At 69.4% G+C, this 24,702-nt stretch carries 21 protein-coding genes; 16 read left to right on the top strand and 5 right to left on the bottom strand.

The window, feature by feature from the left end; translation table 11 throughout:
- Positions 1 to 27: 27 nt before the first annotated feature.
- A complete protein-coding gene (locus ACZ5WE_RS19385; RefSeq protein ID WP_467693915.1) occupies positions 28 to 966 on the bottom strand; it encodes an oxidoreductase in 939 nt (312 codons plus the stop codon).
- 105 nt (positions 967 to 1,071) lie between these two features.
- Between ACZ5WE_RS19385 and ACZ5WE_RS19390 the strand changes: the two genes are divergently transcribed.
- Together ACZ5WE_RS19390 and ACZ5WE_RS19395 are read left to right on the top strand one after the other, a co-directional pair.
- Positions 1,072 to 1,659, top strand: a complete 588-nt coding sequence (locus tag ACZ5WE_RS19390) for an acyl-CoA-like ligand-binding transcription factor (protein ID WP_467693972.1) — start codon at positions 1,072 to 1,074, stop codon at positions 1,657 to 1,659.
- A gap of 67 nt (positions 1,660 to 1,726) precedes the next feature.
- Positions 1,727 to 2,413, top strand: coding sequence for a ribonuclease H family protein (locus ACZ5WE_RS19395; RefSeq protein ID WP_467693914.1), 687 nt, complete (start codon positions 1,727 to 1,729; stop codon positions 2,411 to 2,413).
- Positions 2,414 to 2,483: 70 nt separating this feature from the next.
- Here the strand turns inward: ACZ5WE_RS19395 and bla are convergent, their stop codons facing one another.
- Positions 2,484 to 3,428 (bottom strand): class A beta-lactamase, encoded by a 945-nt coding sequence (gene bla, locus ACZ5WE_RS19400; protein WP_467693913.1) that lies wholly within the window; start codon positions 3,426 to 3,428, stop codon positions 2,484 to 2,486.
- Between the two features lie 169 nt (positions 3,429 to 3,597).
- On the opposite strand from bla, the gene ACZ5WE_RS19405 reads away from it, so the two are divergent.
- The 3 genes from ACZ5WE_RS19405 (at position 3,598) to ACZ5WE_RS19415 (ending at position 6,457) form a co-directional block, all read left to right on the top strand.
- Entirely contained in the window at positions 3,598 to 4,500 is a 903-nt protein-coding gene (locus tag ACZ5WE_RS19405; protein ID WP_467693912.1) for a LysR family transcriptional regulator, read from the top strand.
- An 83-nt stretch (positions 4,501 to 4,583) separates the two neighbouring features.
- Positions 4,584 to 5,486, top strand: coding sequence for a serine hydrolase (locus ACZ5WE_RS19410; protein WP_467693970.1), 903 nt, complete (start codon positions 4,584 to 4,586; stop codon positions 5,484 to 5,486).
- A gap of 185 nt (positions 5,487 to 5,671) precedes the next feature.
- Positions 5,672 to 6,457 carry an SAM-dependent methyltransferase gene (locus ACZ5WE_RS19415; protein ID WP_467693911.1) on the top strand — a complete coding sequence of 262 codons (786 nt, stop codon included), beginning with the start codon at positions 5,672 to 5,674 and terminating at the stop codon, positions 6,455 to 6,457.
- Between the two features lie 64 nt (positions 6,458 to 6,521).
- Here the strand turns inward: ACZ5WE_RS19415 and ACZ5WE_RS19420 are convergent, their stop codons facing one another.
- Entirely contained in the window at positions 6,522 to 6,869 is a 348-nt protein-coding gene (locus ACZ5WE_RS19420; protein WP_467693909.1) for a hypothetical protein, read from the bottom strand.
- A gap of 276 nt (positions 6,870 to 7,145) precedes the next feature.
- Here ACZ5WE_RS19420 and ACZ5WE_RS19425 point away from each other — a divergent pair, with 276 nt between their 5' ends.
- The 6 genes from ACZ5WE_RS19425 (at position 7,146) to ACZ5WE_RS19450 (ending at position 15,653) form a co-directional block, all read left to right on the top strand.
- Positions 7,146 to 8,156 carry a LacI family DNA-binding transcriptional regulator gene (locus ACZ5WE_RS19425; RefSeq protein ID WP_467693908.1) on the top strand — a complete coding sequence of 337 codons (1,011 nt, stop codon included), beginning with the start codon at positions 7,146 to 7,148 and terminating at the stop codon, positions 8,154 to 8,156.
- 246 nt (positions 8,157 to 8,402) lie between these two features.
- Positions 8,403 to 9,839, top strand: coding sequence for an extracellular solute-binding protein (locus tag ACZ5WE_RS19430; RefSeq protein WP_467693968.1), 1,437 nt, complete (start codon positions 8,403 to 8,405; stop codon positions 9,837 to 9,839).
- Positions 9,839 to 10,798, top strand: a complete 960-nt coding sequence (locus ACZ5WE_RS19435) for a carbohydrate ABC transporter permease (protein WP_467693906.1) — start codon at positions 9,839 to 9,841, stop codon at positions 10,796 to 10,798. The genes ACZ5WE_RS19430 and ACZ5WE_RS19435 overlap by 1 nt, the downstream gene beginning before the upstream one ends.
- A gap of 18 nt (positions 10,799 to 10,816) precedes the next feature.
- Positions 10,817 to 11,692: a carbohydrate ABC transporter permease gene (locus ACZ5WE_RS19440; protein WP_467693904.1), complete on the top strand. Its 876-nt coding sequence runs from the start codon at positions 10,817 to 10,819 to the stop codon at positions 11,690 to 11,692.
- Between the two features lie 81 nt (positions 11,693 to 11,773).
- A complete protein-coding gene (locus tag ACZ5WE_RS19445; RefSeq protein ID WP_467693902.1) occupies positions 11,774 to 13,381 on the top strand; it encodes a glycoside hydrolase family 13 protein in 1,608 nt (535 codons plus the stop codon).
- 64 nt (positions 13,382 to 13,445) lie between these two features.
- Positions 13,446 to 15,653, top strand: a complete 2,208-nt coding sequence (locus ACZ5WE_RS19450; protein ID WP_467693900.1) for a discoidin domain-containing protein — start codon at positions 13,446 to 13,448, stop codon at positions 15,651 to 15,653.
- 88 nt (positions 15,654 to 15,741) lie between these two features.
- Here the strand turns inward: ACZ5WE_RS19450 and ACZ5WE_RS19455 are convergent, their stop codons facing one another.
- The gene (locus tag ACZ5WE_RS19455) at positions 15,742 to 17,973 is read right to left on the bottom strand and encodes an MMPL family transporter (RefSeq protein WP_467693899.1); all 2,232 of its coding nucleotides are present in this window, start codon (positions 17,971 to 17,973) and stop codon (positions 15,742 to 15,744) included.
- Between the two features lie 234 nt (positions 17,974 to 18,207).
- Between ACZ5WE_RS19455 and ACZ5WE_RS19460 the strand changes: the two genes are divergently transcribed.
- The 5 genes from ACZ5WE_RS19460 to ACZ5WE_RS19480 all read left to right on the top strand — a co-directional run bounded on the left by ACZ5WE_RS19460 (position 18,208) and on the right by ACZ5WE_RS19480 (position 24,317).
- Complete coding sequence (locus tag ACZ5WE_RS19460) at positions 18,208 to 18,924, top strand: TetR/AcrR family transcriptional regulator (protein WP_467693897.1); 717 nt, start codon at positions 18,208 to 18,210, stop codon at positions 18,922 to 18,924.
- A 277-nt stretch (positions 18,925 to 19,201) separates the two neighbouring features.
- Positions 19,202 to 20,614, top strand: a complete 1,413-nt coding sequence (locus ACZ5WE_RS19465; protein ID WP_467693896.1) for a family 2B encapsulin nanocompartment shell protein — start codon at positions 19,202 to 19,204, stop codon at positions 20,612 to 20,614.
- Positions 20,615 to 20,645: 31 nt separating this feature from the next.
- The gene (locus ACZ5WE_RS19470; RefSeq protein WP_467693966.1) at positions 20,646 to 21,923 is read left to right on the top strand and encodes a family 2 encapsulin nanocompartment cargo protein terpene cyclase; all 1,278 of its coding nucleotides are present in this window, start codon (positions 20,646 to 20,648) and stop codon (positions 21,921 to 21,923) included.
- A 14-nt stretch (positions 21,924 to 21,937) separates the two neighbouring features.
- Complete coding sequence (locus ACZ5WE_RS19475; protein ID WP_467693894.1) at positions 21,938 to 22,822, top strand: geranyl diphosphate 2-C-methyltransferase; 885 nt, start codon at positions 21,938 to 21,940, stop codon at positions 22,820 to 22,822.
- 193 nt (positions 22,823 to 23,015) lie between these two features.
- A complete protein-coding gene (locus ACZ5WE_RS19480; protein WP_467693892.1) occupies positions 23,016 to 24,317 on the top strand; it encodes a cytochrome P450 in 1,302 nt (433 codons plus the stop codon).
- On the opposite strand, the gene ACZ5WE_RS19485 is transcribed toward ACZ5WE_RS19480, so the two are convergent.
- Positions 24,242 to 24,688, bottom strand: coding sequence for a tautomerase family protein (locus ACZ5WE_RS19485; RefSeq protein ID WP_467693890.1), 447 nt, complete (start codon positions 24,686 to 24,688; stop codon positions 24,242 to 24,244). The two genes, ACZ5WE_RS19480 and ACZ5WE_RS19485, sit on opposite strands and share 76 nt — an antisense overlap.
- Positions 24,689 to 24,702 lie beyond the last annotated feature (14 nt).

Raw genomic sequence — 24,702 nt, forward strand, 5'->3', positions numbered from 1 at the left:
GGGCCTGCGGAGCGTGGCGGCGTCCCTCTAGACCGCTGCCGGGAACGCGAACCGTACGTCGGTCAATTGCTCCGACAGTTCCCACAGCCGCCGCCCGGTCTCCGCGTCCGCCGCCACGGGAGCCAGCCGCACCCGGGCCGGTGTCCCGCGCAGCTCGGCCATGCCGTCCGGACCGATGAAGTGGCCGCTCTCCACCTCCGGATCGGTCGCCGCGTACAGCTGGGGCAGTGCCCCGTCGGCCGGGCGCTGGGCGAACAGCGGGTTGCCGATGCGGCCGAGCAGCACGCGCCACAGACCGATCGGCGTGCCCGTCTGGAGGTTGGTGGCGGTGTAGCCGGGGTGGGCGAGCACGCTGCGTACCGGGCTGCGGGCCTCGGTGAGGCGGAGGTGGAGTTCCCGGCCGAAGACGGCGTTGGCGAGCTTCGACTGGTTGTAGTAGCCCATGGGCTTGTAGCCGCGCTCGCCGGTCAGATCGTCGAAGTGGATGCGCCCCTGCCGGTGGTTGATCGAACTCACCGTCACCACGCGGGGATCGCTCCCGGCGGCCAGCAGGTCGAGCAGCAGGCCGGTGAGCGCGAAGTGGCCGAGGTGGTTGCAGGCGAACTGCAGCTCGTGGCCCTGCCTGCTGAGCGTACGAGGCGGTGCCATCACGCCCGCGTTGTTGATCAGCACGTCGAGGCGTGGATGGTCGCCGCGCAGACGATCGGCGAAGCCGCGGACCGAGTCGAGGTCGGCCAGGTCGAGGCGGCGCACCTCCAGGCTCGCGTCCGGCTGTGCGGCGGTGATCTCCGCGACCGCCCGCCGCCCCTTCTCCTCGTCGCGTACCGCGAGGATCACGTGCCCGCCCCGTCGGGCGAGCGCACGGGTGGTCGCCAGACCGAGGCCGCTGTTGGCTCCGGTGACGACGAACACCCGCCGGGTCTGGTCGGGGATCTGCTCGGCTGTCCAGCGCTGATGCTGCGTCATGCGGCACATGTTGACGTCTGTGGCACTCAGTGTCAAGAGGAGCCTGAGTGTCATGAAAGGCATGGCGTGTACCATGGTCCGGTGAGTTCCCGCCCCGAAGTGACCATGGCCGAGCGCAAACGGCAGCTCGTCTCGAACGAGTTGACCGAAGCGGCGCTGCAGCTCCTCGCCCGAAAGGGGTTCGACGCGGTCACCATCGACGAGATCGTGACCACCGCCGGGGTCTCCCGCCGGACGTTCTTCCGGTACTTCGCGTCCAAGGAGGACGTGGTCGTCCAGTTCCTGGCCGACATGGGCGTCGGCATCCACGCGGAGTTGGCGGCGCGTCCCGCCGACGAGCGGCCCTCCGTGGCGCTGCGGCACGCGGTGTGGGTTCCGCTCGCCGCCTGTGGCGACCACTCCGAGCGAGTGCTGCCGGTGGTGCGGCTGATTCTGCGTACCCCGGCCCTGCGTGCCCGCTTTCTGGAGCACCAGGCGCAGTGGGGCGACGACCTGACGGGGGAGGTGGCGCGACGTCTGGGGTGCGACGCGGGCGTGGATCTGTACCCGCGCCTGGCCGCCGGGATGGCGCTGTCCGCCTTCGATGCCGTGCTGCAACGGTGGAGCGACAGTGACGGCGTCGAGGATCCCGCCGAGCTGACCGACCGGGCCTTCGCCGTGATCGCCCCCGCGCTGGACGCGGCCGAAGCGTAGGGTCCGGCAGGCCGGTGTCGGAGGGGCGGTGGCCCTCGAGCCTCTCGCGGGCTGGCATCATCGAGGGATGTCTGACTTGATCATCGCCGCCTGTGACGGAGCCGCGAAGAAGAACCCTGGCCCCGCGGCCTGGGCCTGGGTGGTCGCCGATGCCGATGAGCGCCCGCAGCGGTGGGAAGCGGGTCCGCTCGGCGACGCGACCAACAACGTCGCCGAACTGACGGCGCTGGCCGAGCTGTTGGAGTCCACCGACCCGGTCGTCCCGCTGGAGGTCCGCATGGACAGCCAGTACGCGATGAACGCGGTCACCAAGTGGATCGCGTCCTGGAAGCGCAACGGCTGGCTGACCGCGGCGAAGAAGCCGGTGGCCAACAAGGACCTCGTCGTCCGTATCGACGCACTCCTGCAGGGCCGGGCTGTGACCTTCCGGCACGTCGCGGCCCACCAGGCGGACGGTGACCACCTCAACGCGATCGCCGACGTCGCGGCCAGCGACGCCGCGACGACGCAGCAGCCCGCCGGAACCGCCCACGGGGCGCTCACGATCCCGGAGCCGCGCCCCGAGCGCATGACGGCCTCACCCGCCGCCCGGCCGCGCAAGAGCGCCACCGCGCGGGCGGGCAAGGGGAGTTCGGGCGGTGTCATCAAGGCCAAGTTCCCCGGCCGCTGCCACTGCCAGAAGCCCTACGCGGCCGGCGAGAAGATCGCGAAGAACGCCCACGGCTGGGGTCACGTGGAGTGCCGGGACGCCTGAGTCCTGGCGGGCGCGTGGCACCCGCCGTCGAGCCCGGTGGCCGGGGAGCGCGCCGGTTGCGTACCTCCCGCTACGACAGTGAGTCGACGGTCACGGAGGTCGCCTCCGCGATCAGCTCGTCGGAGGGCTCCGCGTCCCTCTTGCCGCGGTTCGACAAGATCGCCATGACGATGGGGGCACTGCCGGGGGGCCACACCACGGCGATGTCGTTGCGGGCGCCGTAGTAACTGCCCGTCCCTGTCTTGTCGCCCACCACCCAACTCTTGGGCACACCGGCCCTGATGGTCTTGTCCCCGGTGGTGTTGGTCTTCAGCCACTTGGTGAGCTGTGCGCGCTCGCCCTTGCGCAGAGCGTCCTTGAGGACGAACGCCCGCAGGTCCTCGGTCAGCGCCCGCGGTGTGCTCGTGTCCCGCTTCTCGCCCGGGACCCACGTGCTCAACTCGGGCTCGCGACGGTCCATCCGCGTGACGTCGTCGCCCATCTTCTCGAGTACGGCGTCCAGGCCCTTGGGCCCGCCGAGCTGGTCGAAGAGCAGGTTGGCGGCGGCGTTGTCGCTGTAGCGGACGGCGGCGTCACACAGCTCGCCCAGGGTCATCCCGGTGTCGACGTGCTTCTCGGTCACGGGCGAGTTGGCGACCAGATCGTCCTTGGAGTACGTGATCTTCCGGTCGAGGCCGCTCAGGGAGTACTTGCGCAGCACGGCCCCGGCGGCCAGCGCCTTGAACGTGGAGTTGTAGGCGAAGCGCTCATCGGCGTTGTAGGCCACCTCGCGGCCGGTCCCGGTGTCGACGGCGTAGACGCCGAGGCGCGCGTCGAACTTGCGCTCAAGTGCCTTGAGATCGTGGGCGAACGGCTTCGTCGCCCCAGCGGGCTTGTTGGTTCCCGCGGGCTCGGTGGTCGCCGTGGACGGCGACGACGGAGCCGAGGAGTCGCCATCCGCGCAGGCTACGAGCGGGGCGAGGCAGAACGTGGCGAGCGCGCCGAGTGCGGCGCGACGGGCACGGGTGAGCTGCATGGGCAAAACCTCCGGGACGCCCCCTGGACAGGGCGCATAGGGAACGGGGCGGCACGGCTCCGTCCCGTTACGTGGTCGTGAGTGCCGGAGCCACCCTCGCCGCCGATTGCGTATGCGGTCCAATACGCTCATGCGTGGTTCCATGCTGATCTGGCATAGGGTCCGGGGCGTGGATCTCGTGGGAGCGTGTCGCGCGTTCGTCAGCGTGAGTGAGTACGGCAGCTTCACCGACGGAGCGGCCGCGGCGCGGATGTCCCAGTCGGTGGCCAGCCGTCGCGTCGCGGCGCTCGAGGAACGCTTCGGCGAGCCGCTGTTCGAGCGCACGTCGCGGCGTGCCGTCCTCACCCCCTTCGGGCGGGACATGCTGCCCACGGCCCGGCAGCTCGTACAGGCGGCGGACGTGCTCCTCGACGAGGCGGAAGCGGTCAAGCGCAAACCCTGGCGTCTTGCGGTGCCCGGCATCTGCTCCACGGTCGGTCTCGCCCGCCTCGTCGCCGAGGCACGCGGCCACGGCGTCACCCTCGACCTGCGGGTGGCGGCGCCGGCCCGGCGCAGGGAGCTCCTCCACGCACAGCAGGTGCGCGCCGCGCTGCTCGCGGTGCCCGCGGACGAGGCGACGTGGTCCGTGCCACTGGGTCTCGCCGGTGCGAAGGTCCCCGGCGTCCGGCGCCTCTACCTCGAGACGCTGCGGGTCGGCCGCGCCTCTCCCGGCCCGGCCCGCCGCGTCTGGATCCAGCCGGAGGACGACGTGCCGCACATCCGCGACCCCCTGACGCGTCTGCGCGACGCGCTCGGTCTGCGCCCGGCGCAGCTCGTCGCCGCGGCCGACCTGACGAGCGCCGCGGCCGAAGTCCTGTGCTCGGGCGACCTGTTGCTGTGCTCCCTCGCACAGGCCGAGGAGCTCTCCCTGACCTGGCGGCCCATCGGTGAGGTGACGCTCGGCCGCGGGTTCGCCCTCGCCGCCGCGGCGGACGGCAATCCGCAGCACATCGAAGCACGCCTGGGTGACGCCATCGCCCGGTGCCTGGGGGCGGGCGTCCAGGCCGGGACCGCGGGAGGAGCGGCGCGATGAACGGTGGAATGGCCGGTGGTACGAACCCCGAAATAGGCGAGGGCGGCATGGGGGTCGGCATGAACGGATATCTGCGCGGTGGTGTGAGCACCGAGGCCCTGCTGCGCGACCTGCGCGGGCAGTTGAGCGACGGCGGCCTGCGCGGCTGTCTGCTCGTGCGGGACCTGCGCACCGGAGACGAGCTGGGGATCGACGCGGACACCCACCTGCCGTCCGCCTCCCTGGTCAAGGTCCCGCTCGCGCTCGCGACGCTCGAGCGGATCCGGCGGGGCGAACTCGACGGAGCGACGGTACTGGAGGTGCAGCCGGGACGAGTCACCACGCCCGGCCCCACCGGGCTGAGCCGATTTCGTCACCCCGCCCGGATCGCGATCGACGACCTGCTCTACCTGAGCACCTGTCTGAGCGACGGAATGGCCGCCGACGCGCTGTTCGAGCTCACGCCGCCCGCCCAAGTCACCGGCATGCTCCACGAGTTCGGCATCCGCGGCATCGCTGTCCGGCACAGTGTCGGCGAGCTCTCGGACACCCCTGTGGAACGCTTCGACGCCGACCAGGTCCATCTCGCCCACGCCCTCGCCATCGACGCCGGCACCAGCGGCCGCGGCCACCGGGTGCCGCAGCTCGACACCACCCGGGCCAACACGGGCAGCGCCCGTACCTACGTCGACCTGCTGCAAGCCCTGTGGACACCGTCGAAGATCCACCCGGACGTGGCCCAGCGGCTGCGCGACCTCATGGCTCACAACGTGCTGCGGCACCGGCTCGCCCCGGACTTCAGCTCCGACGCGAGCACCTGGTCGTCCAAGACCGGCAGCCTCCTCAACCTGCGTCACGAGATCGGCGTCGTCGAGCACTCCGACGGCCAGGCCTTCGCGATCGCCGCCCTGACCGAGTCCCTCGTACCGGCCAGTGCGCAGCCCGGCGCCGACGCCCTCATGGCCCACGTCGCCCGCAGCCTGCGCGACCACCTCCGGCAGCTCTAGCCACGGGTGTCCAGCGGCTCCGGTCGCTGTCGCGAGGAACTCCCTCACCAGCCAGAACAGTTGACCCGTCGACCTGTAGGGTCGAAAGATCCTCGGCCTGTAGGGTCGAAAGATCCTCGCCGGCCGTGTCGGGGGCACGCGCCCACCGCACAGTGAAGCCGGTCAGACACGTAGTGGAGCCATGGATGACTGCAGACGACGCCAACGTCCACATCGACACCAGCAAGCCGCACCCGGCGCGTGTCTACGACTGGCTGCTGGGCGGCAAGGACAACTACCTCGTCGATCAGGAGATGGGCGAGAAGCTGCCGCCCGAGGCTCGCGCGAACGCGGCGCGGAACAGGGCGTTCATGCACCGCGCCGCCGCCTGGCTCGCCGACAACGGTGTCAGGCAGTTTCTCGACATCGGCACCGGCATCCCCACTGCGCCGAACCTCCACCAGATCGTCCAGGCCATCGCCCCCGACGCCCGGGTCGTGTACGCCGACAACGACCCGATCGTGCTGCGGCACGCCGAGGCCTTGCTGGTCAGCAGCACGGAAGGCGCCACGGACTACGTCCAGGCGGATGTGCGCCGACCCGAGGTGATCGTCGACCACGCTCGCGAACTCCTGGACTTCAAAGAGCCCATCGCGCTCTCCCTCATCGCCCTGATGCACTTCGTCACCGACGAGGAGGACCCCTACGGCCTTACGCGCACCCTGGTGAACGCGCTGCCGTCCGGGAGCTATCTGGTGCTGTCCCACGGCACCACCGACGAGCACCCCGAGCTCGCGGATTCCGTCACCGACACCTACAAGAAGGGTCAGGTGCCCCTGAGGATGCGGGGCCGCGCGGAGGTCGAGCGCTTCTTCGAGGGGCTGGAGCTGGTTGAGCCAGGCCTGGTGACGGCGACGCACTGGTACAAGGAATCGCCTGCGCCGAAGGCCGAGTTGAGCGGCTTCTACGTCGCGGTCGCCCGCAAACCCTGAGGTGTGGCGAGGGCGCCGTCCTGCCCGAGGTCACGGTCGGGCAGGAGGGGGGCACTGCCCAGGATCAGGAGAACAGAACCGACCGCAGCTTCAATCGCTCGCTCGCGCCACCGGTGTGGGGGCGCAACGTGAAGGTGTCACCGGAGCAGTCGGCGTTCGTGAAGACGATCGCGAAGGAGTCGGTGCGGTTCCTGGGGGAGTGGGCCGGCGGCTGGTGGTACTCCTGGGCAGCCTCGGGGAGCATGATGCACTCGCCGCCGGCCGGGTCGTGCAGGGTGGCCTGCTCTTCCTCACCGTCGCTGTCGATGTACGTGTACGCGAAGTCGCCCTCGGCCGCGGAGGCGGAGCCGGGCAGGGCCAGGACCAGGGCGGCGGCACCGGCTGCGGCGGCCAGTGAGTGACGAAGAGGCATGGATCGTTTTCCTTTGCTGGGAACGGCATCAGTGCTGGGAACGGCACAGTGCTGGGAACGGCACAGTGCTGGGAACGGCACAGTGCTGGGAACGGCACGTGAACGCATCCCGCATTCCCGGCCTGACCAGCAGTGATACCTCAATGCGCGGCTACCGACCGCCGAAACGATCCGCCCTCACCCGTTCGGGCCCGGTCGCCGGGCCATGCGGGATGATTCCGAACGGATTCAGCAAGCACGCAAGCAGCACGCAAGAATTGCACTATTCTTGCGTGCATGACGCGACGACTTGCTCAGGTGGCGCGGAAGGTCGGGGTCAGCGAGGCCACGGTCAGCCGGGTGCTCAACAACAAGCCGGGGGTCTCCGACGCGACCCGGCAGTCCGTGCTCTCGGCCCTGGATGTGCTGGGGTATGAGCGGCCCACCCAGCTGCGTGGTGAGCGGGCCCGGCTCGTGGGGCTCGTGCTGCCCGAGCTGCAGAATCCGATCTTCCCGGCATTCGCGGAAGTGATCGGCGGAGCGCTCGCCCAGCAGGGTTTGACTCCCGTGCTGTGCACCCAGACCAAGGGGGGCGTCTCCGAGGCGGACTATGTCGAGTTGCTGCTGCAACAGCAGGTATCCGGCGTCGTGTTCGCCGGTGGGCTGTACGCGCAGGCGGACGCCCCGCACGAGCACTACAAGCTGCTCGCGGCGCGGAAGATCCCGGTGGTCCTCGTCAACGCGGCCATCGAGCGGCTCGGTTTTCCCGCGGTGTCCTGTGATGACGCGGTCGCGGTCGAGCAGGCCTGGCGGCATCTGTCCACGCTCGGCCACCGCCGCATCGGTCTGGTGCTCGGCCCCGCCGACCACATGCCGTCGCAGCGCAAGCTCGCCGCCGCCCGTGCGATCGCCGAGCAGGCCGGCGGCGAGCTGCCGGAAGAGCATGTCTCGCGGGGGATGTTCTCGATCGAGGGCGGTCAGGCCGCAGCCACACGGCTCCTAGACGCGGGAGTCACCGGCATCGTCTGCGCGAGCGACCCCCTCGCGCTCGGCGCGGTGCGCGCCGCGCGCCGCCGGGGTCTCGGCGTCCCGCAGGACGTCTCGGTCGTCGGCTACGACGACTCGGCGTTCATGACCTGCACCGAACCACCGCTGACGACGGTGCGTCAGCCCATCGAGGCCATGGGACGCGCCACGGTCGAGTTGCTCGCGCTCCAGATCGCGGGGAGCGCGGTGCCCACCGAGGAGTTGCTCTTCGAACCGGAGCTGGTGGTGCGCGGCTCGACGGGGCAGCCGTCGCGGGAGTAGGTGCGGGAGCAGGCGGCGGAGAAGCCGCAGGGTGGGCCGCTTCGGCTGCCGGACGACCATGTGGATTCGTGCTGTCAATTTCTTTCAATCATCACGCGAGATATTGCGCAGATCTGTCGACGGTGCTTGAGTAAGCGCCGCCACACAGTCCGCGCAGCTGTGGGCTTCCCTGCTCCTGCCATGCCGTCCCTGCCCGCACGGGCAGGTGGCGCTGTCCAAAGGGGTCCACCGATGAGCAGCTCCTGGATGCCACGTCCACGTATCCGCCGCACCACCCGCCGTACGACCCGAACTCACCGCCGTACGGCCGCGGTCTCCGTCGCCTCCGCGCTCGCCCTCACCGCCCTGGCGGCCTGCGGGACCAGCAGCAGCGAGAGTGACTCCGACGGCGACGACGGTGCCGACGCGGCCACCGCGGCCGCCCCGCTGGACCCGAAGACCAAGGTGACGCTCACCATCGACTGCATGCCGCCGGGCGCCGAGAAGGCCGAGCTCAAGCAGTGGAAGGAGGACGTCAAGGCGTTCAACAAGAAGTACCCGAACGTCACGATCAAGGGAAAGCAGACCGACCCCTGCCTTGAGCCTCCCCGCTTCACGGCGATGCTGAAGGCGAAGTCCCAACCGGACGTCTTCTACACCTACTTCACCGATCTCCAGCAGGTCCTGGACAACGACGGCGCCCAGGACATCAGCGCCTACGTCAACGACAAGTCCGTACCGGCGCTGAAGGACATGGACCCGAACGTCCTGGGCGTCCTGAAGAAGGACGACAAGCTCTACGGCCTGCCCTTCAGCAACTACACGATGGGCCTGCTCATCAACCGCAAGCTCTTCGAGAAGGCCGGACTCGACCCCAACTCGCCGCCCCGGACATGGGCCGAGGTCCGCACGGCCGCCAAGAAGATCGCCGCCCTGGGCGACGGCGTCTCGGGCTTCGGCGAGTACAGCGCGGGCAACAACGGCGGCTGGCACTTCACCGCCACCACCTACGGCCTCGGCGGCGACATCGTGAGCAAGGACGGCACCAAGGCCGCCTTCAACAACGACACCGGCAAACAGATCGTCGACAACCTCAAGGCCATGCGCTGGGACGACAACAGCATGGGCAAGACCCAGCTGCTGAAGTGGGGCGACCTGCAGAAGCAGATGGCCGCCGACAAGCTGGGCATGTTCCTCGCCGCGCCCGACGACATCACGTACATGGTGCAGAACCTCGGCGCGAAGTACGACGACTTCGGGATGGGGCCGATACCCGGCCAGAAAGCCACCCTCTTCGGCGGCAACGACTACATGATCAAGAAGGGCAGCTCGCCCGACCAGATCAAGGCCGCGATCGCCTGGATCAACTTCAAGTTCCTCAGTGTCGGCAAGGGCCAGTTCGACTGGGCCCGCACCAAGGCGGACGGCCTGCCCGTCGGTCTGCCGCAGCCGAACTTCTGGACCGGTGACAGCAAGGCCAAGGACGACAAGGCCCGCGAGGGCAGTGCGACCATGCCCGTCGAGAACTTCCAGGTGTTCACCGACAAGCCCGTCACGGGCAAGGCCGAGCCGCCCAAGGCCCAGGAGATCTACAAGGTCCTCGACACGCTGATGTCGGCCGTCCTCACGAACAAGGACGCCGACGCGGACAAACTCCTCGAGACCGCCGAGCAACAGGTCAACCAGGTCCTGGCCAACCAGTGATGTCCGCGCCCACCCTCCACAAGAACGAGGCCCGCAGGCCCGCACCGCCGTCAGGCGGCCGGGCCTCCGGCCCCGAACAGGGCTCGTTCCGCCGGGCGTTGAAGCGCAACCTCACCGCCCACGCCTTCCTGATCGGAGCGCTCCTGTGCTTCTCGGTCTTCTCCTGGTATCCGATGGTCAGGGAGTTCATCCTGGCCTTCCAGAAGACCGAGAACGGCGAGACGGTCTGGGCCGGCTGGTCCAACCTCACCTACATCTTCAACGACCCGGCGTTCTGGCAGGCCTGGCGCAACACCCTCCTGTTCACCGGCCTCGCGTTGCTCCTCGGCTTCGCCCTGCCCTTCGCCATCGCCCTGATCCTCAATGAATTCCGGCACGGCCGCGGCTACTTGAGGCTGCTCGTCTACCTGCCGGTGATGCTGCCTCCGGTGGCATCGGTGCTGCTCTTCAAGTACTTCTACGACCCCGGATACGGCCTGTTCAACCGCATCCTGGAAGCCGTCGGCCTGCCAGGACAGGCCTGGCTGCAGGACACCGACACCGCGATGCTCTCCGTGGTCGTCGCCGCCACCTGGATGAACATGGGCGGCGCGACGCTGATCTACCTGGCCGCGCTGCAGTCCATACCCGGAGAGCTGTACGAGGCGGCCGAGCTGGACGGCGCCGGAATCTTCCGCCGCATCTGGCACGTCACCATCCCGCAGACCCGGCTGATCCTCTCGCTGATGCTGCTCCTGCAGATCATCGCCACCATGCAGGTGTTCGTGGAGCCGTTCCTGCTCACCGGAGGCGCGGGCCCCGAGGGCGCGACCCTGACCGTCGTCCACCTCATCTACCAGTACGCGTTCACCTTCAACAACTACGGCAGCGCGGCGGCGCTCGGCCTGGTCCTGCTCGTACTGCTCGCCGGCTTCTCGGCGGCGTACGCACGACTGAGCCGCGCCGGCAGCGAAGACTAGCCGGGGGAGACGACGGACATGAGCACACGCACCCTGATCTCCCCGGCCCAACTCGCCCGCCCGCGCGGCAAGTTCCTGTACTGGACGGCCTTCACCGTGGTGACGGTCCTCTTCACCCTGGTCTTCATCGGCCCGCTGTACTGGATGGTCACCAGCGGCCTCAAGTCTCCGCAGGAATTCGCACAGACACCGCCCAGCCTGATCCCCGACGCCGTCCATCCGCAGAACTACGCGGACGCCTGGGGCGTGATGGACCTCGCCAGACTCCTGTTCAACACCCTGTACTACGCGTTCGGCGCGCTCGCATTCCAGCTCATCTTCGACGTGGCCGCCGCCTACTCGCTCTCCAAGCTGCGGCCCGTCTTCGGCAAGGCGATCCTCGGCGCGATGCTGCTCACCCTGATGATCCCGGCCACCGTCCTGGTCGTACCGCAGTACCTGACCGTCCTTGACGTGCCGGTCGTGGAGCGCAACCTCATCAACTCGCCCTGGGCGATCTGGCTCCCGTCGGTCACCAACGCCTTCAACATCTTCCTGCTCAAACGGTTCTTCGACTCCATCCCGCGCGAGCTCCTCGACGCCGCCGCCATCGACGGCGCCTCGTCCCTGCGCACCCTGCGCTCCGTGGTCCTGCCGCTGTCCCGGCCGATCCTCGGCGTCGTGTCCATCTTCGCGGTGGTCGCGGTCTGGAAGGACTTCCTCTGGCCGATGCTCACCCTGCCCGACCCCGCCAAGCAGACCGTCAACGTCGGCATCTACTCCCTGGCCGCCAGCGTCTCCGAGAACTGGCTCCTCGCCGCCCTCGCCATCGCCTCGCTGCCGACCCTGATCATCTTCCTGATCTTCCAGCGCAACATCATGAGCGGCCTGACCGCAGGCAGCCTCAAGGGCTGACGCTCAGGGCCCACCCCACACACCCCGCCACCGCACCGAGCCACGGCGACGGGGTCCCACCTGCCCGAAAGGAACCCTCACGTGGCAGTCACCTCCCCGACCGATGCCTCCTGGTGGCGCTCGGCCGTCATCTACCAGGTGTACGTACGCAGCTTCGCGGACGGTGACGGCGACGGCACCGGCGACCTCGCGGGCGTCCGCGCCAAGCTGCCCTACCTCGCCGAACTCGGCGTCGACGCCCTGTGGTTCAGCCCCTGGTACCTCTCGCCCATGGTCGACGGAGGCTACGACGTCGCCGACTACCGCGTCATCGACCCGGCCTTCGGCACCGTCGCCGAGGCCGAGAAGCTGATCGCCGAGGCCCGGGCGCTCGGCATCCGCACCATCGTCGACATCGTCCCCAACCACGTCTCCGACCAGCACATATGGTTCAAGGCGGCCCTGGCCGCAGGCCCCGGCGCCCCCGAACGCGAACTCTTCCACTTCCGCCCCGGCCGCGGCGCACACGGCGAACTGCCACCCAACGACTGGCCGTCCCAGTTCTCCGCCACCGCGTCGACCTGGACCCGTGTCGGGGACGGCGAGTGGTACCTCCACCTCTTCGCCCCCGAGCAGCCCGACCTCAACTGGGCCCACCCGGCGGTCCGCGAGGAGCACGAGGACGTCCTGCGGTTCTGGTTCGAGAGGGGAGTGGCAGGCGTACGGATCGATTCCGCCGCCCTCCCCGCCAAGGACCCCGCCCTGCCGGACTTCACCGAGGGAGTCGACCCGCACCCCTTCATCGACCGCGACGAACTCCATGACATCTACCGCTCGTGGCGGGCCGTCGCCGACGAGTACGCGGGCGTCTTCGTCGGAGAGGTCTGGCTCCCCGACGCCGAACGCTTCGCCCGCTATCTGCGCCCCGACGAGATGCACACCGCCTTCAACTTCTCTTTCCTGTCGTGCCCTTGGGAACCGAAGCAGCTGCGCACGTCCATCGAGGCGACCCTCGCGGAGCACGCACCGGTCGGCGCACCCGCGACCTGGGTGCTGTGCAACCACGACGTGACTCGCACGGTCACCCGCTACGGGCGCGACGACACCGGCTTCGACTTCGCCACGAAGGTGTTCGGCACCCCCACCGACCTGGCGCTCGGCACCCGCCGCGCACGAGCCGCCGCCCTCCTGGCCTTCGCCCTGCCCGGCGCGGTCTACGTCTACCAGGGCGACGAACTGGGCCTGCCCGAGGCCGACATCCCCCGCGACCGCATCCAGGACCCCATGCACTTCCGCTCCGGCGGCACCGACCCCGGCCGCGACGGCTGCCGGGTTCCCCTGCCCTGGACGGCCGCCGAACCGCACGCGGGCTTCGGGTCGATGACCGGCCCGTGGCTGCCCCAACCCGAGGGCTGGCCCTCGTACGCCGCCGACCTGCAGGCGGCGGACCCCCGCTCCATGCTCACGCTCTACCGCGCCGCCCTGCGCCTGCGCCGCATCGAACCGGGTTTCGGCGACGGCCCGTTGACCTGGCTGCCGGCCGCCGAGGGTGTGCTGGCCTTCGTACGCGAACCGGGCCTGGCCTGCGTCGTCAACCTCGCCCCCACGCCGTGCGAACTCCCCGCCCACACACGCCTCCTGCTGGCCAGCGGCCCCCTGGACAAGGCACGCCGTCTGCCGCAGGACACGGCGGTCTGGCTGCGCCTCTGACAGCGGGGGCCGCACCCCGGACCGAGCACTGACCTCCCCACTCACAAGGAAGGTGCACCACTCCATGACCAGACATGACAGGAGCACTACAAGAACGAGAACCACGCGCAAGTGGTCCGCCGCTGTGGCCACCGCGGGCCTCGTCGGCACCCTCGTCACCGGCCTCACGGTCACCGGCGCGCAGGCCGCCGATGCGGCAGCGGGCGCCACCTTGCCCTTCACCTCCATGGAGGCGGAGAGCGCGACCACGAACGGCACCAAGATCGGCCCCGACTACACCCAGGGCACGGTCGCCTCCGAGGCCTCCGGTCGGCAGGCGGTGCGTCTCGCGGCCGGCCAGAGCGTGGAGTTCACGCTCGCCAAGGCGGCGAACGCGCTGAACGTCGCCTACAACGTTCCCGACGGCCAGTCGGGCTCCATGTCCGTGTACGTCAACGGACAGAAGATCTCCAAGACGCTGCCCGTCACGTCGAAGTACAGCTACGTCGACACCTCCTGGATCGCGGGCTCCAAGACCCACCACCTCCTCGACAACGCACGGCTGCAGCTCGGTCAGAACCTGCAGTCCGGCGACAAGGTGAAACTGGAGGCCACGTCCACCCAAGTCACGGTCGACGTGGCGGACTTCGAGCAGGTCGCGGTTGCCGCGGCCAAGCCGTCGGGAGCTCTCTCGGTCACCGACAAGGGCGCCGACCCCACCGGCCAGGGCGACTCGACGCAGGCCTTCCGCGAGACCATCGCGGCGGCCAAGGGCGGCACCGTCTGGATTCCGCCGGGCGAGTACAAGCTCACCCAGTCGCTCAACAACGTCGACAACGTCACGATCCGCGGGGCGGGCAACTGGCATTCCGTCGTGCGTAGTTCACGCTTCATCGACCAGTCGAGCGCACCCAACGGCAAGGTGGGCCTGCACGACTTCGCGGTGATCGGCGAGGTCACCGAGCGGGTCGACAGCAGCCCCGACAACTTCGTCAACGGTTCACTCGGGCCGAACTCCACCGTCTCCGGCATGTGGCTGCAGCACCTCAAGGTCGGCCTCTGGCTGACGGGCAACAACGACAACCTGGTCGTGGAGAAGAACCGCATCCTCGACATGACCGCCGACGGCCTCAACCTCAACGGCACGGCCAGGGGCGTCAACGTACGCGACAACTTCCTGCGCAACACCGGCGACGACGCCCTGGCCATGTGGTCGCTCAACACCACCAACAGCGACTCGACCTTCGCCGGCAACACCATCTCGCAGCCCAATCTCGCCAACGGCATCGCCATCTACGGCGGCCGCGACATCACCGTCAAGGACAACCTCATCCTCGACACCAACGCCCTGGGCAGCGGCATCGCCATCTCCAACCAGAAGTTCCTCGACCCGTTCTTCCCGCTGGCCGGCACCATCACCGTATCCGGGAACACCCTCGTGCGCACCGGTGCCATGAACCCCAACTGGCAGCACCCGATGGGCGCGCTGCGCGTGGACGCCTACGACAGCGCCATCGAGGCCACGGTGAACATCACCGACACGACGATCACCGACAGTCCCTGGAGCGCGTACGAGTTCGTGTCGGGCGGCGGAACGGGCAAGGCAGTGAAGAACGTCAACATCGACCGCACAACCATCGACAAGGTGGGCACGGTCGTCGTCCAGGCCGAGACTCCCGGCGCCGTGAAGATGTCGAACGTCAAGGCCACCGGGGTGGGCGCGGCCGGAATCTACAACTGCCCCTACCCGGCAGGGTCCGGCACCTTCACCCTCACCGACGGCGGCGGCAACTCCGGCTGGGACAGCACCTGGGACGACTGCTCGACCTGGCCGGAGCGCGGCGGCGGCAACCCCGGCCCCGATCCGGACCGCAACCTCGCCCAGAGCCGTCCGGCCACCGCGACCGGCTCCGCCGACGTCTACACGCCCGCCAAGGCCGTCGACGGCGACGCGGCGACGTACTGGGAGTCCACCAACCAGGCCTTCCCGCAGTCGATCACCGTCGACCTCGGCAAGACCGAAGCGGTGCGCAGACTCGTCCTGAAACTGCCGCCGCCGGCTGTCTGGGCGGCCAGGACCCAGACGCTGTCCGTCCAGGGCAGCGCCGACGGTGCCACCTTCAGCACGCTGGCCGAGTCGAAGGACTACCGCTTCGACCCGGCGAGCGGCAACAAGGTGACCGTCACCCTGCCCGCCTCCGCTCCCGACATCCGTCACCTGCGGCTGCGCGTCACGGCCAACACGGGCTGGCCCGCGGCGCAGTTCAGCGAGGTGGAGGCGTACCTGTCCTGAACCACGCGCGCCCCGCTCGCTCCCGGCCGTGGCCGAGGGCGAGCGGGGTGTTCCTGTGGCGGACGGCCCGCGGGTGCCGGGCTTGCCTCTAGTTCCTCACATAGGGCGACTCGGCCGCGGGCTCCGTCGCGACGGTGGGCGCGGGCGCCGGGCCTCCTTCGCTGAGGCCGAACCGTGCGTGGAACGTGCGCAGGAAGCCGGGCGCGTACCAGGCCGAGCGGCCGAGCAGACGCATCGCGGCCGGCAGGAGCACGCCGCGAACGGCGAGGGCGTCGATGAGGATGGCGAGGCCGCTGCCCAGGCCGAACAGCTGCAGGAAGCTGATCTTGGCGACACCGAACGCGAAGAAGCTCACCGCGAGCAGGAAGGCCGCCGCGCTGACGATGCGCCCGGTGTGCCCGAGGCCGTTGGCCACGGCGGACTCGTTGTCCTCGCCGAGCTCGTGGTGTTCCTTGATCCGGCTGGTGACGAAGACCTCGTAGTCCATCGAGAGGCCGAAGGCGACGCAGAACATCAGCACGGTCATCGACGTCTCCATCGGCTGCGGGGTGAAGCCGAGCAGCGAGGAGAGATGGCCGTCCTGGAAGATCCAGGTCATGACCCCGAGGGTCGCGCCCAGGCTGATCATGTTGAGGACCAGCGCACGCAGCGGATGCACGATGCTGCCGGTGAACAGGAACAGCAGCAGGAAGGTGGTGACGGCGATCAGGCCTATGGCGAGGGGGAGTTTGCTGCCGATGGAGTCGTTCGAGTCGAGCATCTCGGCCTCGGCGCCGCCCACCAGCGGTTGTGTCCCGGAGGGCGGTGCGGCCGCCCTGACCTCCTCGACCAGACTCTGGGCCTTCTCCGACTTCGGTGTCAGGGTGCTCACCACGTTGAGCTGCTGCGCGGCGGGGCGGCCGAGCGCCGCGTTGCCGGGGCCCGTCGTCTTGGACTGTCCGTCGGCGTAGACCCCCGTGCTGGCCTCGACGCGGGCGACGCCCTCGAGCTTGGAGAGCTCGGCCGCGTAAGTCCCCAACGGTCCCTTGTCCACGGCCTTTTCGATGACGACGTGCAGGGCAGAGGCGTCGTTGCCGTTGAAATTCTCCCGCAGTGCCGTCGAGACCTGGCGGCTCTCGGCGCCCTCGGGCAGCACGCGCTCGTCCGGCGTGCCGAAGGTGATGCCCAGGAGCGGGCTCGCCGCGAGCAGCAGGATGGCGAGCACGGGCAGCGCGGTGAGCGCGGGCCGCCGCATGACGGTGCGGGCGAGTCGGCCCCACACGGGTGCCCCCGATCGCGGGCGCCCCGGCTTCGCCCACGGCATCCGCCCGCTGTTGACCCGGTGCCCGAGCACGGTCAGCAGGGCCGGCATCACGAACAGGGTGGCGAGGGCCGCGATGACGACGACACCGACTCCGGAGTACCCGAACGAGCGCAGGAAGTACTGCGGGAACACCATGAGCGCAGCGAGAGCGGCTGCCACGGTCGCCGCGGAGAACGCGACCGTGCGGCCCGCTGTGCTCATCGTCGTCCGGACGGCGTCCTCCACACTCGCCCCCGACGCGAGTTGCTCCCGGAACCGGCTGATCATCAACAGGCCGTAGTCGACGCCGAGTCCGAGCCCGAGAGCCGTGGTCAGGTTGATCGCGAAGATGGAGACGTCGGTGACACCGCCGAGCAGGGAGAGCTGTGCGAACACCCCCACGATGCCGATGAGCGCGATGGCCAGCGGAAGGAGCGCGGAGACCACGGTGCCGAAGACGACCAGGAGCAGCAGGAGGATCAGCGGCACGGCGATGGACTCCGCCAGGACGAGGTCCTTGCCGATCTGCGGGCCCATCTCATGGCTCACGCCGGTGGTGCCTCCGGCCCTGACCGTGAGCCCGCCCTTGTACGTGCCGGCGTAGTCGTCGATGACGCCGTTGGCGTTGTCCTGACGCTCCTTCTCGGCACCCTTCACCCGGGCGAGCACGACGGCCTCGCGGCCGTCCTTGGAGCGGAGGTCGGGGCTGTTCGTGTCCCAGTACGAGACCACGTTCTCCAGATCCCGCTCGTCCTTGAGGTCGGACACCAGGTCCTGGCCGCTCTTCTTGGCGGCCGGAGCGTCGATGCGGCCTTCGGGGGCACGGACGAGGAGCACCAGGTTCGTCTCGCCGCCGAACTTCTCGTCGATGGCCTCCCTGGCCCGGGAGGACTCGGACGCCGGGTCGTTGAAACCGCCGTCCTGCAACTTGCCGAAGGCGCCGGCACCCAGGACACCCATGAGGGCCACAGCGACCGCGGCGACGATGAGTATCAGCCGGGACCGACGTATCGCCAGTTCAGCTATGCGTTCAAACACGCGCTGTCTCCTTTGGTGTCCCACATGGTCTCGATGTTCATACGGTGAATGCGGCGCGGAGCGGCCGGAGTTGAGCTCAGGACGCGTGCGGTGTCGCACTCTTCGTCGCCGCGATCGACGTTAGTGAGACACCAAGAAATTTGGCAGTGTTAGATTTTCTTCACACCCTGCAACTCCGGCTGCCCACACGGGTGATCGTCGTCCGGTCACCGCACACCCGCGGAGGAACACGCCATGGCCGCACCCTCCCTGCGCGAGCGGCGCCGTGCCGCCGCCACGCGCGAGATCCTGGACGCCGCCGAGCACCACATCACCGAACACGGGCCCGCGGCGCTGTCCCTGCGAGCGGTCGCCCGCAGCCTCCAGATGACCGTGCAGGCGCTCTACCACTACTTTCCGAGCCGCGACGCGCTTGTCACCGCGCTCGTCACCAAGGCGTACGTCGACCTGGCCGATGCCGTGCAGGCCGCCGTCGACACCCCGGCGGACGACTCGGACCCGCCGCGCCTGGTCGTCGCGGCCGAGGGCTACCGCCGGTGGGCCATCGACCGGCCCGAGCACTTCCAGCTGCTGTACGGAACGCCACTGCGGGGCTACGCGGCGCCCGCCGAGGGCCCGACCACCCTGGCGATGCGCAGGATGAGCACCATCTTCGAGCGCGAGCTGTTCCACGGGCTCAGCGCGGAGCAGCTCGCCGCGGCCGAGGCACCCTCGCTCTCGCCCGCGCTGAGGGGACACCTGGAACAGCTGGCGCACTTCGGCGGGGGGCACCTGCCGCCCCCCGCCACCGCTCTTTATCTGAGCGCGTGGGGACATTTGCATGGACTCGTGGTTCTGGAGGTGTTCGGACACACCTCCTTCCTCGGCGAGCACCAGGCCGAGATCTTCCGCGTGGCGATGCGGAACCTACTGGAGGACATTCGCCGCCGCATTCCCGGCGCGACGGCCTGACGTGCCATCACATAGTGCTGGAGTGGCGGCGGATGCGTGAGGCGAGCACCCTCTCGGCCAAGTGGCCAGAACCCTGTGGGTTGTTCAGATAAACCCCGCGCTGAGCAAGATCACTGCTTCGAGTGCTGCCGCCGGTCTTATCGGGCGAGGTGGGCGCAACAGCCGTTAAATGGTCTCTGGATCTGGACGAAATCCCTGAGATTACCCCTCTACTTCCACTTTCGCCGGTTGGCGTGCCTATGCCGGTTACCACCCCCTGCGAAGGAGACCTCACCCGATGACCGTTGAGACCAGCCCGGAAGCGCAGCTGGAGCCACCCCGGCAGTCCAGCCTCGGCACCACGGCCGCCCGCAACCTCGCCACCACGACCAAGTCCGCCCCGCAGATGCAGGAGATCACCTCTCGCTGGCTGCTGCGGATGCTTCCCTGGGTGGAGACCAAGGGCGGCACCTATCGCGTGAACCGCCGCCTGAGCTACACCGTCGGCGACGGGCGCATCGAGTTCGTCCAGGACGGCGCGGACGTCCGGGTGATCCCCCGGGAACTCGGCGAACTGGCCCTCCTGCGCGGCTTCGACGACGTGGAGGTGCTGACCGAGATCGCCGGCCGGTGCGTCCAACGTGACTTCCGCGCCGGAGAGGTGCTGGTCGAGCGCGGCACCCCGGCGGGGGAGCTCCACCTGATCGCCCACGGCAGGATCAACCAGAACTCCGTGGGTCAGTACGGGGACGAGGTCGGCCTGGCCGTGCTCGCCGACGGTGACCGCTTCGGGGAGAACGCCCTTCTGGACGCCGACGCCCGATGGGACAGCACCGCCACCGCCGAGACCTCCGGCACCCTGCTCACCCTGTCCCGTGCCGACTTCGCCTCCGTGCTGTCATCGGCGCCCAACCTCCGTTCCCACGTCGACGAGTTCAGCAGGCTCCCCCGGCAACGCCAGAACAAGTACGGTGAGGCCGAGATCGCGATGTCGGCCGGTCATGCCGGCGAGGTCGCGCTGCCCGGCGCCTTCGTCGACTACGAACTCAAGCCGCGCCAGTACGAACTCTCCGCCGCCCAGACCATCCTGCGGGTGCACACAAGGGTCACCGACCTCTACAACGGGCCGATGAACCAGATGGAGGAGCAACTCAGGCTCACCGTCGAGGCGCTGCGGGAGCGCCAGGAACACGAGATGATCAACAACCGCGATTTCGGCCTGCTCCACAACGCCGACTTCAAGCAGCGGATCCAGCCGCACTCGGGGCCGCCGACCCCGGACGACCTCGACGAGCTGCTCTGCCGCCGCCGCGGTACCAAGCTCTTCCTCGCCCATCCCAGGACGATCGCGGCGATCGGGCGTGAGCTCAACTCCCGCGGGATCTACCCCGATCACGTCGACCTCGGCGGGCAGCAGGCACCGGCCTGGCGCGGGGTCCCGATCCTGCCCTGCAACAAGATTCCCATCACCAAGGAACAGACCAGCTCGATCCTCGCCATGCGCATCGGCGAGGACAACCAAGGCGTCGTCGGTCTGCACCAGACCGGACTGCCGGACGAGTACGAGCCGGGTCTGTCGGTGCGCTTCATGGGCATCAGCGAGCAGGCCATCACCTCGTACCTGGTCAGCACCTATTACTCCGCCGCCATCCTGGTGCCCAACGCCCTCGGCGTGCTGGAGAACGTGCAGATCGCGCGCAGGCCCGCGTAGTCGCGCGCAGGCCCGCGTGATCCTCGTAGGCCTGCCTGATCGCTCTCGCAGCCCGCCCGGAGGATCCGCCGGACGGTCACGACAGCCCGGACCGCCCCGGGCCTGGCGACCATGCCCGGATCCGGGCGAGCACACCCATCTCACCAAGGAGCCACGGATGCCCGAACCCGGGTCTTCCCCTCTGCCGTCGAGCCCGCCCGCGATCCCTGCCCTGGAACGCATTCTGCGCGGCCCCAGCGGTCTGGGCACGGCGGGCCTCCACCTGGGTCGGCACGATGATCCGAAGCCGCCGGAGCGCGAGGCCGAGCCCGAGACCGAGGCGCCGACGGAGGCCCTTCAGATCCCGGGCCTCTACTACCACCCCGTTCCGGAGCCCGACCCCGCCCGCGTGGAGGAGGTCAGCCGCAGAATCAAGGACTGGGCGGTGGACGAGGTCGAGTTGTACCCCGATGAGTGGGAAGGCCAGTTCGACGGCTTCCTGGTCGGACGCTACATGGTCGCCTGCCATCCGGACGCCCCGACCGTCGACCACCTGATGGTCGCCACCCGGCTCATGGTCGCCGAGAACGCGGTCGACGACTGCTACTGCGAAGACCACGGCGGCTCGCCCATCGGCCTCGGGGGGCGCCTTCTTCTGGCCCACACCGCGCTCGACCCCCTGCACGCCACGAAGGAGTACCAGCCGCGGTGGGCGGAGTCGCTCCACGCGGACGCCCCGCGGCGTGCCTACCGCTCCGCCATGGAGTACTTCGTCCGACAGGCCACCCCCTCCCAGGCCGACCGCTTCCGGCACGACATGGCGCGACTGCACCTGGGGTATCTCGCGGAGGCCGCCTGGGCCCAGACGGACCACACCCCCGAGGTGTGGGAGTACCTGGCGATGCGGCAGTTCAACAACTTCCGGCCGTGCCCCGCCATCACCGACAGCGTCGGGGGCTACGAACTGCCCGCGGACCTGCACGCCCGGCCCGAGATGCAGCGGGTCATCGCGCTCGCCGGGAACGCCAGCACCATCGTCAACGACCTGTATTCGTACACCAAGGAACTCGCCAGTCCCGGCAGGCACCTGAACCTGCCCGTGGTGATCGCCGATCGCGAGGACGTCTCCGACCGGGAGGGCTATCTCAAGGCGGTCGAGGTCCACAACGACCTCATGCGCGACTTCGAGACCGAAGCCGCCGCCCTGGCCGCCGCGTGTCCCATCCCGAGCGTGCTGCGCTTCCTGCGAGGCGTGGCCGTGTGGGTCGACGGCAACCACTACTGGCACCAGACCAACACCTACCGCTACAGCCTGCCCGATTTCTGGTAAGGACGGAATCATCTGTGACCAGCACTGAACTCACCACCGTCAGCGGTGCCTCCGCGTTCGTCCCCGCCCCGGCGACGCCCTACCAGGGCGACATCGCGCGCTACTGGAACAACGAGGCGCGGCCCGTGAATCTGCGCCTCGGCGATGTCGACGGGCTCTACCACCACCATTACGGCATCGGGGACGTCGACCACACGGCCCTGGGGGACGCGGGCGACAGCGAGCACGAGAAGAAACTGATCAGCGAGCTCCACCGCCTGGAGTCGGCGCAGGCCGAAGTCCTCCTGGACAATCTCGGCTCCCTCGGGCGAGACGACACGCTCGTGGACGCGGGGTGCGGGCGCGGCGGCTCGATGGTGATGGCCCACCAGCGCTTCGGATGCAAGGTCGAGGGTGTCACCCTGTCGGCCAAGCAGGCCGACTTCGCCAACCAGCGCGCCCAGGAACTCCGCATCCAGGACCACGTCCGCGCCCGCGTGTGCAACATGCTCGACATGCCCTTCGAGACCGGGCAGGCCGCCGGCTCGTGGAACAACGAGTCGAGCATGTACGTCGATCTGCACGACCTCTTCGCCGAGCACGCGCGCGTCCTCGAGGTCGGCGGCCGCTATGTGACCATCACCGGCTGCTGGAACCCGCGGTACGGCCAGCCCTCGAAGTGGGTCTCCCAGATCAACGCGCACTTCGAGTGCAACATCCACTCCCGCCGGGAGTACCTGCGCGCCATGGCCGACAACCGTCTCGTACCGCAGGCTGTCATCGACCTGACGCCCGCGACCTTGCCCTACTGGGAGTTGCGGGCCACGTCGTCGCTGGTCACCGGCATCGAGGAGGCATTCATCAACTCGTACAAGGACGGCTCTTTCCAGTACGTCCTGATCGCGGCAGACCGCGTCTGACCGTCCGGCGTCGCGAGGGCCGGGCCCCCAACCAGGGGCCCGGTCCTTCGGCTCTCCAAGTGCGGGCGTGAGGCGCCCTGTTGCGTGCCGCTACGGCTCGCCTACAGTGCGTGTCGCCAGCCCGTCCTTGATGACGACGTACAGCCGACGACGTACAGCCGACGACGTACACCCGCCGATCAGGAGCAGCCCTGTGGCCACCCGCCGCGTCCCCGAGCTCGACCCTGCCCAGGTCTCACAGTGGCAGGCCGGCGGAGGGGAACTCATCGATCTCCTCACTCGGGCGCGCGAGCACCTCGGCGGCGTCGCCGCCTTCCGGCTCGGCCCGCGTCCGACTGTCCTGATCACCGACCCGGATGCCGTGCAGCACGTACTCGCGCTCCATCCCGACCGGTACGTGAAGCGTTCGCACCGTGCCCGCATGCTGATCGGTGACGGAGTCCTGGCCGCGACGGGTGAGGCGTGGCAGCGTCAACGGCGGCTGCTGCAGGCCCAGTTCACCGGCCGGGGCATGCGCCGCTACGAGCAGCGGATCACGGATGCCGCCCGGACCTCGGCGGCGCGCTGGGCCGGGTACGCTCGCACCGGGCAGGTCTTCGACGTCGGCGACGAGATGCGCCGCTTCGCCCTGGACACCATCTGGCGTTCCCTGACCGGCCACCCTCTCGACCCGGCGACGGAGCGTGAACTGGCCGCCGTGCCCGCCGTGGTGGCCGCCATGCCCGAACTGCCCGCCGACAGCGCCACCGCCCGAGGAGCGGTCGCCGCCGAGCTGGCCGGCATCGACGCGGTGGCGAGCCACGCCATCGCGGCGGCGCGCGACAACGCGGCCGGACCCGATGGTCCCGGCCTGCTGCACGTCCTGCTCGGCGCGGCCGAAACGCGTCCCGAGTACACCGACGGGCTGATCCGCGACGAGCTGGTCACCCTGCTCGTCGCCGGGCACGAGACCACCGCAACGACCCTGACCTGGCTCTACCTCCTGCTGGACCGCAACCCGGAGGCGCGGGCAAATGCTCTCGCCGCGGGCGCCGATGGCTCGCCCGAGCGACGGCAGGCCATCCAGGCGCTCGTCCACGAAGTGCTGCGGTTCTACCCGTCCGCCTGGATACTGCCGCGCTGCGCGGCGCAGGACGACATCCTCGCCGGGTACGAGATCGAGGCGGGCACCGACGTACTGGTCTGTCCCTACCTCACACACCGGGACCCCGAACTCTGGTACGCCCCGGGCCGGTTCGACCCGGCGCGCTTCACGGCCCCCGGGCGACGCCCGGCCCACCCGGGAAGCTACTTCCCGTTCGGTATCGGGCCCCGGGCATGCCTGGGCCTGCAGTTCGCCCTCCGGGAGTCGACCGTCCTCCTCGAACACCTGCTGCCCGCCCACACCCCGCGCTTCCGCTCCACCCCGGAAGGGGCCGCCTACAGCATCACCGTCCGCCCCGACGGCCCGACCCCCGCGGTACTGGGTGCCGCGGCGGCGGCGGCCCGACGGTAGTAGTCGAACTGGGTCACCCCGTTGTAGCCGTAGCTCTCGGGATGCAGTTCGTGCAGCGCGACCCCGGACCGGGCGAGCGGCCCGAGGACGTCCGTCAGGAGTCGATCTGCCTCGGCGATGAAGGCCGCCTTCTCCGCGGCGCTGTTGGTGCCGAGGGTGATGCTGACCTCGACGTGCGCGTCGAGCCCGCCGGTCAGCGGCTTGCCGTCGACGAAGTAGCGCGCGGCGGGAACCACGTCGATGTGGACGATGGTCCGCGCACGGGATTTGCCGAGCGCAGACACCGCGAGGCCGGTGAGACCCTCGGCAAGGGTGCGCTGCGTGGCGGTGGGGAGGTCGGCGTCGGTGACGGTGACGCGGATGTACGGCATGGCTCTCCTCGGTA

Source organism: Streptomyces sp. NPDC033180, assembly GCF_055577645.1.